We start from the raw sequence: 11,779 nt of genomic DNA, 5'->3' as shown, positions 1-11,779 counted from the left end.
GGGGCGCTCAGCGGGGCAGGCGGGCGGAGGGAGGAACCGACTCCACGATGTAAACGGGCATCCCGCCGATCATGCAGGCGCCTCCCAGGCGCTGGGCGCATCGGGCCCCCGGCAGGAGAACCCGGTAGCCTGTCGGGAGCCCCTCGACCGGAACCGGGCGCCCCAGGCCGTCGACGGCCAGGCGGAGGCTCCCCCGCCGCGCTAAGATCACCGTTTGGGGAGCCGGGACGCGGGACCAGGCGACGCGGACTGAAGCGTCGGCCCGCTCCACCTCCACCACGGCCACCGTGTCGTGGCGGACCCGCGCCGCATCGCGGAGCCGGCCCAGGAGTCGGATGGCCACGCGGTAAGCCTGGAAGGCGGGCCGGGGCGTGCCATCCTCCCGGACCAGCCCGAAGGGCTCGGGGTTGGCGAAGTGATCCGTGGGGTTGTCGATCAGCTTGTAGACCGCCACCCGTTCGGCCCCGGCGGCGAAGGCCAGGGCGACGGCCTGGCCGATGAAGGCGGCCTGCTCCTCCAGGGTGACCCGGAACATCGGGCGGGTCACCGGCCACGTCGGGTCCTCCGAGGGCGCGGCGTTGGTCTCGGTGAGCCAGATGGGCTTGTCGAAGCCGTGGGCCTGCATCCGCTCGTGATGCCAGCGGATCAGGTCGTAGATGCTGTCCGGGTTGAAGTAAAGGTTCACGCACAGCCCATCGAAATACCGGTTGTAGCGGGGCGCCTCCGGATCCTGAGCCAGGGCCTCCAGGAACCGCTCGAAGTAAGGCCGGCGGCCGTAGACCGCGTCCCACCAGTAGGTGAAGGCGCCGAGCAGCACCCGGTTCTCCCGGTTCAGCCCCTTAAGGGTGCGGTAGGCCACCCGCACCAGGCGGACGAAGTCCGCCTCGCTGCCGCCCCAGGTGTAGCCAGGATAAGCGGGATCCCAGATGTCCGGCTCGTTCCAGATGATCCAGGTGCGGATGTAGGGATACGTAGTGGCCAGGCGCCGCAGGAAGGCAGCCCACAGGTTCTCCGGGCGGCTCTCCTCTTCGTAGAGGCCTCTCGGGACGCCCGGGATCTTCGGGTCGGCCTGGGCCCACCGGGGGGTCCCCAGCACCAGGGCGACGATCTCCCGCCCGGCCCGACGCTCCGCCTCCAGGCGCTCCGCCGGCCACGGTGGGTTCCAGTCCTGCGGGCCGTTCGGCTGGATCTCATGCCAGGCGAAGCGCACCCGGGTCCAGGCGACGCCCAGCTCCGCGGCCCGCTCCGGCGCCTCCGGCGACTCCACCACCCCGAACCGGGGATCCGGCGGCGCGGCGGCCAGCAGGAGAAGGGCGAGAAGGAAGCCGGCGCGGCCATGCCGGTTACAGCACATCCGTCACCTCATACAGGCGGCGGTATTCCTCCAGGGCGAAGCGGTCCGTCATCCCGGCGATGTAGTCGCAGACCACGCGGTGCAGATCCCCTTCCTCCCGGATGCGCTCCTGGACCCAGTAGGGGAGCTGTTCGGGCTCCTGGATATACGCCCGGAAGAGGGCTTCGAGGATCCGCTCCGCCTTGGCCTGCATGCGCACCACGTGGGGATGCCGGTAGAGGCGACGGTAGAGGAACGCCTTGAGCTCCCGGACCTTCGCGGCCATCTCGTCGGAGAAGCCGACGAGGGGATGCGGGTGATCGCGGACCTCGTCCGGGGAGCGGGGTTGAACGGCCTGCAGGCGCTGGTCGGTGGCGGTGATCACGTCGGTGACCATCAGGCCGATGAGGCGGCGCACCAGCCGGTAGCGGATCAGGTCGCTGAACCCCCGGCCGTCCCAGCCGATGGATCGCTTGAGCTCCTCCCAGAAGGCCAGGCCCTCCAGGTCCTCGGGCCGGATCAGCGCCGCCCGCAGCCCGTCGTCCAGGTCGTGGGCGGTGTAGGCCAGCTCGTCGGCGACGTTGGCGATCTGGCCCTCCAGGGTGGGGCGGCGGTGGGGCTCGAAGTCGCGGATCATGGGATGATCGTATTCCGTCTCGTGCTTGACCAGCCCCTCCAGCACCTCATAAGTGAGGTTCAGGCCGCGGAACTCGGGGTAGCGCCGTTCGAGGTGGGTCACGATGCGGTAGGACTGGGCGTTGTGCTCGAAGCCCCCGTGCTCCCGCATCAGGCGGTCCAGGGTCTGCTCCCCGGCGTGGCCGAAGGGAGGGTGGCCCAGATCGTGGGCCAGGCAGATGGCCTCCACCAGGTCCTCGTTGACCCCCAGGGCCCGGGCGATGGTGCGGCCGATCTGGGCCACCTCCAGGGTGTGGGTGAGGCGGGTGCGGTAGTAGTCGCCCTCGGTGACGATGAAGACCTGGGTTTTGTGCTTCAGCCGGCGGAAGGCGGTGGTGTGAAGGATACGGTCGCGATCCCGCTGGAAGGCGGTGCGGTAGGCGTGCTCGGGCTCCGGGTAGCGGCGCCCCCGGCTGAGCCGACTGCGCTGGCCGTAGGGGGCGAGGATCTGATCCTCCAGCGCTTCCAGATCCCTGCGGGTGCGCATCGCCGCGACCCTCCCCGAGCGCTCACAGCCCGCGCCGGCTGCGGATGACCTCCATGGCCCGGCCCAGGAAGGCCTCCAGGCCCATCGCCCCCAGATCCTCCCCGGTCCGCAGGCGCACGGCCACCGTGCCCGCTGCCTGCTCCCGATCCCCCACGATCAGCATGTAGGGGACCTTCTGAAGCTGGGCGTCGCGGATCTTGGCCTGCATCCGCTCGCTCCGGTCGTCCACCTCGACCCGCAGGCCGGCCGCCCGCAGCTTCGCCCCGACCTCCTGGGCGTAAGGGACGTGGCGGTCGGTGATGGGGATGACCACGGCCTGGACCGGGGCCAGCCAGACCGGGAAGGCGCCGGCGTAGTGCTCGGTGAGGATGCCGATGAAGCGCTCGAAGGAGCCGAAGATGGCCCGATGGATCATCACCGGCCGCTTGGGCGTCCCGTCCCGATCCATATACTCCAGCCCGAACCGCTCCGGCATCTGGAAGTCCAGCTGCACCGTGGCCAGCTGCCAGTCGCGGCCGATGGCGTCCTTCACCTGGACGTCGATCTTGGGCCCGTAGAAGGCGCCCTCGCCTTCCTTCAGGCCGTATTCGATGCCCCGGCGCTCCAGGGCCTGGCGCAGGGCCTCCTCGGCGATCTCCCACAGCTTCGGATCCCCCATGGCCTTGGGGGGCTTCGTGCTCAGGAAGAACTCCGGCTCGAAGTCGAAGATGCGGTAGAAGCTGTAGATCAGGTCCAGGACGCCGTCGATCTCCTCCAGGATCTGATCGGGCCGGCAGTAGATGTGGGCGTCGTCCATGGTGATCTGCCGCACCCGCAGCATCCCGTGGAGGGTCCCCGAGCGCTCGAAGCGGTGCAGCCGCCCGATCTCGTTCAGCCGCAGCGGCAGGTCCCGGTAGGAGCGCAGGCGGGAACGATAGATGATCGTGGACTCCGGGCAGTTCATGGGCTTGAGGGAGAACTCCTGCCCCTCCACCTCCAGCAGGAACATGTTCTCCTTGTAGTGCTCCCAGTGGCCGGACTGCTCCCAGAGCTTGCGGTGGACCAGGATGGGGGTGGAGATCTCCTGGTAGCCCCGGCGGTCGTGCTCCTCCCGCCAGAGGCGCTCCAGCTCGCGGAAGATCACCATCCCCTTCGGGTGCCAGAAGGGGGCGCCCGGCGCGATCTCGTGGAAGGAGAAGAGATCCAGCTCCCGGCCCAGGCGCCGGTGGTCGCGCTTTTTCGCCTCCTCCAGCCGCCAGAGATACTGCTCCAGCTGCTCCGGCGTCTCCCAGGCCGTCCCGTAGATGCGCTGGAGCATGGGCCGGCGCTCGTCGCCCCGCCAGTAGGCCCCGGCCACGTGGAGCAGCTTGAAGGCGCCGGGGTGGATCTGGCCGGTGCGCTCCACGTGCGGCCCCCGGCACAGGTCCTCAAAGGTGTCGTGCCGGTAGGTGGTGAGGACGGGCCGCTGGCCGGGCGGGAGCGGGTTGCCGTATTCGTCGGTGCCGCGCTGCAGGATGTCCTCGATGAGCTCCAGCTTGTAGGGCTGATCCTGGAACAGCGCGCGGGCCTCCTCCGGGGTGACCTCCCGGCGGATGAAGGGGTGGTCCCCGGCGATGATCTCCCGCATCCGCGCCTCGATCCGCTCCAGGTCCTCCGGCGTCAGGGGGCGGGGCAGATCGAAATCGTAGTAGAAGCCGTCCTCGATGGGCGGCCCGATCCCCAGCTTGCCCTCGGGGAACATCTCCAGGACCGCCTGGGCCATGATGTGGGCGCAGGAGTGGCGGATCCGATACAGCCATGTGTCCTGATAGGGCACGATCTTCTTCTGCGGCATCCGGTCCTCCTCTCTTCTCCGCCTGGCGCAGCGCGAAGGGCGGAGGGTCTGGAAACAAAACGCGCCTCCCGCCCCATCGGGACGAGAGGCGCGGGCCTCCCGCGGTTCCACCCCATTTCGGCCGCGCCCCCGGCGCGGCCGCCCTCCGGGCCCGTTAACGGGGGCCAGCCGTCCGCCCCTACCCCGGCCGCGCCGGATCGGGGCGGCCCCTCCGGGGTGGTATCCTCCCGGCCGCCACGACGGGCCCTCTCAGCCGGCGGGGCCCGCGCTCTGGCGTGACGGGATCGGAAGGACGTGTCCCCTTCGTCGGGTTGGTCGAGCGGGGGGCCACCCGAGCCTCCCCGCCTCGGAGAAGGCAAAGGCCCGCCCCCGAAGGGGCGGGCGCCCGGCGGATGGGCGGTAGAGGACTCGAACCTCTGACCTCCGCGTTGTCAACACGGCGCTCTCACCACCTGAGCTAACCGCCCACGCCTGCCCAAATTATAGCAGGAACTCTCCCCACTCACAAGAGCCCCGAGCTCGGCGTGGATCCTCCGGAACCCATCGGTGAGGGACCGATCCTCGTCCCCTGTGTCCGTCTCGCCTTCGAAAAACCGGGAAGCTCTGACCTGCCTGTACTACGGGGTGGGTGAGGGCAGAGGGCTGAGGGTCAGAGAGGAGGGGACGAAGCGACGTGTTGGTACGTCGAAATAGAACACGATGCCGGACGGCGTGTCCAGGATCAAGCGTTCGCCCACGGCGGTCCGGATTCGCAAAGGTCCTGCTGGAATTGGGGCCAGGAAGCGCTGCGCCTCGCGTGGTCGAATGCCCTCCGGTGTGCTTTCCCAAACCCAGACCTCCAGCACCCCCTGCGCAGTGGGCTCGCCTCCCGGGCCGGGGAGCGCTCCGGCCAGGACGTCCATTCGCACCCGTCCTCCCTCTAACCATTCCGACCATCCGTTCACCACCACCATGTCCTTCACCGGAGGTTGGGGGATATAGGGGAGAATACGACCGGCCCCCGCTGGGGTTCCCTCTGGAGTTGGGAATCGCAGAGGCCCCGGGGAGGGGGTCGGACGCTGCCACGGAGGGGTTTGCTCAGAGGGCGGAAGCGTCCCATGCCGATTGCCTGCTTCCTTGGTCAGGAATTGATGCCATGCGGCTTCTCGTGCCGTCTCAAAGGTGGCAGTCTGTGGAAAGGGCAACGGTGACTCACGAACCCCTTCCCATAGAATACAAGAAGAAAGCCCATAGCAAGCAACTATAAACACAAAAATACCGCGATAAAACCGGAATTTTATGCGATTCATTCACTTCTCCCAACTAATATCTGAAGACCATGGCATGGTTTGGGCCGTTCGGGTATCCTGATTCAGGGCTTGATAGAGTTGTAAGTATCCTACCTCCGGGCGGTTATCGGTTCGAACTCCATTCGGGAGAATACAGGCCTCAGGATCCCAGCGGCGGTTCTCCTCACAGGCGTTCCATTGAGTAAGGGTGCCTCGAAATCGGATTAAAACCCCATGCGCTTGGAGGCCGTGGAGCGCGATGCGATGCCATTGATCGGCGTTCACTCCGTCCGACCGATAGATCTCTGGCATAGGATAAGCAGGCGGTGCTCCCCATGAGATATACCAGATATCCTCCAATGTCCATCCATTGGATGGAGTACATGCAGGGCAACCTGCATAAGGGCAGCCATCGCATGAGCCAAAATTCAACAACAAAGAGTTAGGAGCATTCATTGCATCATAACCCTCTACCCATGCCCGTGTTGAGGAGGGATCTCCAAAGGCGGGTTCAGCATCGATCGATCCCCACACTATCAATTTAGAGGCCCAGCTTGGAGGGCTCTGAATCCAATTATTTAGTTCGTTGATCAGTTGTGCCCATTGAGAACCATGCTCTCTCGTAACTCCTGAACCGGAATTATTAATACCGATTGCAAGCGTCAAATGTGCATTATCAGGCGCACAAATATAGAAGCCGGTTAGAAAACCCTTAAATGTTTCATAAATCTGAGAAATAGATATAAATTCGTGACTAATTAGTAAACAAACCCCATAAACTCCTTGCAAATAAACTGGATATCCATAATCAATAATAACAATCAAATCTTGATTAGAAAAGATGGAGCGACCTCTTTGACAACCTAAATCATAAAAATAACTCCATTGAATGAAATTAGAAGATGTTGCAGAATCGCGAGCCCGGTGAAGACATGCACCTGTTCCTTCTCGATCTCCAGGAGCATCGGCTCTTAGCGCCCGGTGGGATTGGGCCTGGTCCCACTTCCGGGAAGTTATTTCCACTCCCCGCTGGGCGGGAAAATCTCTATCGAATCCAGGATTTTCTGTCCCAGGGGCACCAGGTGTTCCCCGTCCGGCTCGCAGAGAATGGGCCAGAATGTGATCTGCCGCACGATTTCCGGCGAGGGGATGTATACATCCAGACAGGTGTTGGGGAGATGCCAGACGGCCACCCCCTGCCATCCTTTCCCTTGAAGAGGCTTCACCACAAAGTTCTCGGCATGGAGGGTTCGCCAGTAAGGACCGATGGCCTCCTGGAACTCCGGCAACGTCCGGGGTAACTCCACGCAGCAGAAAGTCACCATAACCCGTTCTTCATAATACTCGCCTTCGCCGGTGACCACGACCCGGTAGGCGCCCGGCTGCCGAAAAACTTTCCATTCGCTTGGAACCTGAAGGCGGATCCCCGCCTCCGGTAACTCGTAAACCTGCCACGAGGTCCGTGGAGGGGGAAGCGTGAAGGTGGGAGGCGGCGTCCAGGGCTTCTTCCCTCCCGGTGGAGTGGGCTTCCCCTCAACGGCCACAGGAGGCGTAAAGGTAAAAGGCGGAGTGGGTGTCCCTTCTACGGCCTCTGAAGTCGTTGTGGCAGACGAAGAGGGCGTTATGGCCTGCGGGGCCCATCGGGTTTCGGCGCCTGGAGAGAAGGACGGGGAGGGGGTAATTCCCCTCCCTGGCGCGCACCCACTCGCACCGATGACCAGCAACAGGGTTGCAACACCCCATATAGGAGGCCTCATCATCCTCTCCTCCTACCAGCTCATCCACTGGTATCGCCCGATGGTCTCGTAATACCCTCCTCCGTTGCCGAAGTATCGCATGTGGCGGGGTTCTACGCTCTGGCCGCCGTAGATGCCGCCATACGGCCGATATAGTTGAGCGTTCAGGTAAAGGCCTTGATGGAGGTGATTGGAGGGCCAGTAGCCGTCCTGATAATTACCACTGCGGCCGGCAAAACCGATCACCGTGCTGATCCCCACATCCTGCCCAGCGGATACGTTGATGCTGCGCAGGTGGGCCGCCATACTCCAGTAGCCGTTCCCCAAATCCACAATGACCACACGCCCTAACGGGGCCCAGCCACCCCCGGCCCAGCCCGCATAGAGGACGCGTCCCGGTGCGGGGGGATAAACAATATCCCATTCCTTCAAAGGAAAATCCAGGGCGTGGTAGTCATTCAGGCCATTTGTCCGATTGCAGTATTGATGTAAGCCCTCCCCGTAGTAGGAGGGGCCTGCCTGGGACCATCCCTGAGGCCAGGGCGTGCCGGGCCCGTTAGCCGTGGAAGCCCAGGGCGTTTGGAGGAATTTCCAGGTCGGCCAATCGGCGCAACCCGGTGCGGCCAGAGGTTCCACGGAGAAGGCCCCATTTCCTCCGGAGTGGAGGACTTTTTCCTTTTCCTTCAGGATCTCAATCCCTATCGGACTCTTCGGTCGAGGAGATCCCAGAACCGGCGGCTTCTCGTAGAGGGCATCCTCAGCCCGGATCCGGTGAAGTTCTTCCAGCGAGCGGCTGGCTGGACCAAAGGCGATCAGGGACAGCAGGGTTTCACACCCCTGGCGATTCCCGTCCGGCTGGGGGCAAATGATTTCGTAGAGCCTGCCGTAGGCGGCCAGGTAGACATAAAGGCTGGGATCCATGCCTGGCGCATTGGCAACCATTACTCCCCGGTTAGGAATCCACAGAGACTGGCTGTGGGTGCAGATTCAGGCCTGGGAATCCTCGGGCCAGTTCCTGAGCTCGCTGCTCCATCCGGTCCGGTGGATCGCGATGGCGCCATGCCACCCGCAGGACCATCCGTCCATCCGGAGCCACGAGGGTGAAGCCGAAGGCGTCAGAGAGATACTGATCTTCCACGACGCGCGTTTCCGGCGGAAGGGCCCGCAGGGAGACGCCGAGCACCTCATTCTGATAGGCAGGGTTCTCCTTGCTCCCCACAAGGGGCTTCGCGTCCTGAGCCATCGCCCTGCTCACTCCAGCGTTGAGCGCGATGATCAGTAGGGCGCATAACAGTTGAGTGCTTCGCATGAGAACCTCCTGTGGGAAATCCTTAGGGCTGGGAAAAGTTTGCCACGTCTTATTCACTCTGTGGTTCCCTGCGATGGGGGACCAATCTGTCCCCATCATAGAGGGATGAGATGAAATAGCCCGAAGGGCGCCATGCGACAGGTATGAATGGGGGGTGAGCCGTAAAGTTTCTTATGAAGTTCATCCTGCGGTTGGGCTGAGGATGGGGGGTGATTCAATCCAGTCCGGCTCGATGGCTTCCAGAAGGGTGCGCTCATCGGGCATTGGCTCCAGATCCAGCAGGGCGGCGCAGCGCGGGTCCCGCAGACCGCCCCGGAACAGCCAGCGGGCCAGATCTACCCGGTCGGCTCGCCCCAAGCGCTCAAGGGCCCGGCTCAGGTGGGTGCGCACGGTTTCCTTCGAGCATCCCAGCCAGCGAGCGATTTCCTTATCGCTCAACCCGTGGGCGGCCGCCCAGGCGATCCGACGCTGACGTGGGCTGAGAGCGGCCCAGGGAGCTCCCCATGTGCGCCACCAGTCTTCAACACGGTAGACAGTCTCCAGCGTCCAGAGGGGGCGGCCCTTCAGGGCATGGGGAAGGGCGTGGAGCATCTGATCGCAGGACGATGCCCAACCCAGACAGCCAAGCGCCCCGGCGCGGTATGCCAGGGCTTCAACGGCAGGATGAGCGGTGTGGACGAGAAGGAGAGCGCGGAGGCTCGGAAGGGCAGGTCGGATCGAATGGAGGAGGCGGGCGCCGCTCTCGTCGGGGAGGTCGAAGCGGATCAGCAGGAAAGCGGTGGGATGGCCGTTCAGGGCGCGCCGGGCATCGGCAGCGGTAGAGGCGATCCAGGCGAGGGGGAAGCCATGGGCGGCGAACCATGACCGCCAGGCCATCTGATGAAGGGGGTCTGGATCCACCAGACCGATCATCTCTGCATCTCCCGTGGATGCCGTGCGATCCATTCTCACAGATCCAGGGGGGAGCCTGCCCGCTTCGCCCCTCGCTTTCAGGATAGCCGCCTTGGAGGACCTTGTCACTGTGGAAATTCCCGGTCCCCACCCTGTGGATTTCCACAGGGGGATGGGTGAGACAGCCGCTGGCCAGCGGACCCCCGGCCTGGAGGTCGGAGGGTCAAGCCGTTGAGCGACGGCCTGTGGGCGCCAGGCCGTGGGGAATCCTCGGCGCGTTTTGTCTCCGTATAGATATACCCGCCAACTCGCCCTGGGGTTGGGGGGCATCCGGGCAGATCGGGGCGAAGCCGCGAGGGGGAACGTTGCGAAAGACACAACCAGGGGGGGATTGCCGGTTCACGGATCCTGCGCCCGGATCGCGATCCGCTGCGAGCCGAATACGAAGGGGGCACGAACTTCCCGTTCCCGGATCGAACGGTAGGGATCGAACACATAAACGACCTGCATCTGGTAGATCCCAGGGGTGGAGGGAAGGATGACCTCCCCGGTCAGGATCGCTTCGGTATCCGGATCCAGATGGATCGTCCACGCCTGGAGGCCACGAAAGGGAATTTGCCGGAAATTGAAGAAAAGGATCATGGCGTAGTCCGCCCCCTTCTCTCCTTTCAGGTTAGATGCCCAGATGGCGATCGGCAGCGGCTTGCCCGTTTTTCCATCGACCACAGTCAGTTGTCCTCCAGGTCGAGAGGGATGATCCCAGGGCCATCGAGGGGGGCGAACGAGCGCGACGCCGAGGCTAAGGGTCACTTCTCGAGGGACGGGGGCCCCGTGGAGGATGGGGCGCATCTCCCGTGCAGGGCGGTTGCTCGAGCCCACACGGATTCGAGCTCGCCGGCCGACCAGCCTCGCATACATAGAAAGGCGCTCGACCGGATCGGTGGAGAAATCCAGGGGATCCAGGAAGGCGATGACGATCAGATCATGCAATCCTTCCCCGGGAACATCGATATGCATGGGCAGCTCCACATCTCCCCCCGGCAGCAAGGGAATCAGATGAAGCGCCCCATATTTTCCATTGAGCTCAAAGGGAATCTGCTGATAGTCCAGGATGGCGGTTACCAGCATGGTGATGGGTTGCCCCGCATGGAGGATCAGATACGGGGCGAAGGGCTGACCAGGGGATAGAAAGATCTCCTCGGTCTGCGGCCTTTGAAGCGGGGGCAGATGCCGATGCTCCGGCCAGACGAACCCCAAACCAGCTCCACGAGTCGGGATCCCCCAATCCACAATCGGCCGCTGCGTTTCGTGGACAATCATACCCGGGATCTCACCCGGAGGAAGCGGCCGATCCGCTGGCGAATGGCGACATCCGAGGCTTATAAATATAAATATGACGCTTCCCACCAGGATAGCCACTTGCTGCTTCAAGCGCATCTTCATCTCGGATCCTCTTATGCAGAATCCGGGCTTTCTTACCAGTCGCCGGGCTGATGGAAAAAGCCGCTAAAAGCCGCATCCAGTCGCCGTGTCGCTGGTTTTGAAATCATCATCGGCGTAACCATCTGTATGGAAATGATGGAAAGATTCGGCGTAGATGTTGCGACAAAAAACCGGATACCAGAAATACGTGGTGCAGGTGGCGCGATGCCCTGAACGATGATCCTGGCACTGCGACCACCAGCTGGACGGCTGGGAGAGCGGTCGGAGGAAGCCATCCACCCAAATTTGCTGCTCGAAGAGATCGGAATCGCTTGTATGTGAGCCATAATGCCCGAATCCCGCGGGTTCCCAGTGAATCCAGGCGTCCGTATATCCACTACGATAAAGGGCCATGGGGTCGATCGAGAGTGAGGCTGCTTCGGACGCCCTAAGCGCCCGAATCGGCATTCGCCGGATTGCTCCCGGTTCGAACACCTTATATCCACCTGCTCCGGGAACCATGCCGGGAAATGATGGGCCCAGTTGAGGATCCAGTACGGTTGTTGTATTGGATTCGGATTGGGGCGTGGCTTCAGCAGAGGGGGGCTCTGTTTGTGCATAGACAATCTCCGTCCACTTTCCGGTGGACGCACTCAAGAGAACAGCCAGAACGATTCGTCCAAGTATCTCCTGGATCCGCATTGCTCGCCGCCTGCGGGAGATCTGTCTCTATTTGAAGCTTATCCCATTGCGTCGTTCTCATGGTCCCCATCGATGAGGGATCGGTCTGTCCCGATCGTGGGGGGACAGGGGTCGGTGGCCCGGATAGATTGGAGCCAGCGGTG

General features: G+C 63.4%; 11 protein-coding genes and 1 tRNA gene. All 12 read right to left on the bottom strand.

Going from position 1 to position 11,779, the window contains the following annotated elements; all coding sequences use genetic code 11:
* Positions 1-7: 7 nt before the first annotated feature.
* A complete protein-coding gene (locus tag KNN16_RS11640) occupies positions 8-1,354 on the bottom strand; it encodes a hypothetical protein (RefSeq protein ID WP_303897092.1) in 1,347 nt (448 codons plus the stop codon).
* Positions 1,344-2,495, bottom strand: a complete 1,152-nt coding sequence (locus tag KNN16_RS11635) for a deoxyguanosinetriphosphate triphosphohydrolase (RefSeq protein ID WP_299282905.1) — start codon at positions 2,493-2,495, stop codon at positions 1,344-1,346. The genes KNN16_RS11640 and KNN16_RS11635 overlap by 11 nt, the downstream gene beginning before the upstream one ends.
* Before the next feature lie 22 nt (positions 2,496-2,517).
* Positions 2,518-4,308, bottom strand: coding sequence for a threonine--tRNA ligase (gene thrS, locus KNN16_RS11630; RefSeq protein WP_303897089.1), 1,791 nt, complete (start codon positions 4,306-4,308; stop codon positions 2,518-2,520).
* A 393-nt stretch (positions 4,309-4,701) separates the two neighbouring features.
* A tRNA-Val gene (locus KNN16_RS11625) sits at positions 4,702-4,775 on the bottom strand.
* A 150-nt stretch (positions 4,776-4,925) separates the two neighbouring features.
* A complete protein-coding gene (locus KNN16_RS11620; RefSeq protein WP_303897087.1) occupies positions 4,926-5,261 on the bottom strand; it encodes a hypothetical protein in 336 nt (111 codons plus the stop codon).
* A 336-nt stretch (positions 5,262-5,597) separates the two neighbouring features.
* Positions 5,598-6,599 carry a hypothetical protein gene (locus tag KNN16_RS11615; RefSeq protein ID WP_303897085.1) on the bottom strand — a complete coding sequence of 334 codons (1,002 nt, stop codon included), beginning with the start codon at positions 6,597-6,599 and terminating at the stop codon, positions 5,598-5,600.
* Entirely contained in the window at positions 6,590-6,901 is a 312-nt protein-coding gene (locus KNN16_RS11610; RefSeq protein WP_303897083.1) for a hypothetical protein, read from the bottom strand. Before KNN16_RS11610 ends, KNN16_RS11615 begins: the two co-directional genes overlap by 10 nt.
* A gap of 444 nt (positions 6,902-7,345) precedes the next feature.
* Positions 7,346-8,254 (bottom strand): M23 family metallopeptidase, encoded by a 909-nt coding sequence (locus tag KNN16_RS11605; RefSeq protein WP_303897081.1) that lies wholly within the window; start codon positions 8,252-8,254, stop codon positions 7,346-7,348.
* Positions 8,255-8,264: 10 nt separating this feature from the next.
* Positions 8,265-8,621, bottom strand: coding sequence for a hypothetical protein (locus KNN16_RS11600; RefSeq protein ID WP_303897079.1), 357 nt, complete (start codon positions 8,619-8,621; stop codon positions 8,265-8,267).
* A 180-nt stretch (positions 8,622-8,801) separates the two neighbouring features.
* Positions 8,802-9,533, bottom strand: coding sequence for a response regulator transcription factor (locus tag KNN16_RS11595; protein WP_303897077.1), 732 nt, complete (start codon positions 9,531-9,533; stop codon positions 8,802-8,804).
* A 378-nt stretch (positions 9,534-9,911) separates the two neighbouring features.
* Complete coding sequence (locus tag KNN16_RS11590) at positions 9,912-10,769, bottom strand: hypothetical protein (protein WP_303897076.1); 858 nt, start codon at positions 10,767-10,769, stop codon at positions 9,912-9,914.
* A 249-nt stretch (positions 10,770-11,018) separates the two neighbouring features.
* Positions 11,019-11,636, bottom strand: a complete 618-nt coding sequence (locus tag KNN16_RS11585) for a hypothetical protein (protein WP_303897074.1) — start codon at positions 11,634-11,636, stop codon at positions 11,019-11,021.
* Positions 11,637-11,779 lie beyond the last annotated feature (143 nt).

The sequence above is a fragment of the Thermoflexus hugenholtzii genome, assembly GCF_018771565.1.
GTDB lineage: Bacteria > Chloroflexota > Anaerolineae > Thermoflexales > Thermoflexaceae > Thermoflexus > Thermoflexus hugenholtzii_A.
Note: the sequence above shows the minus strand (reverse complement) of the source record. Positions and strands in the feature narration are given on the sequence as shown.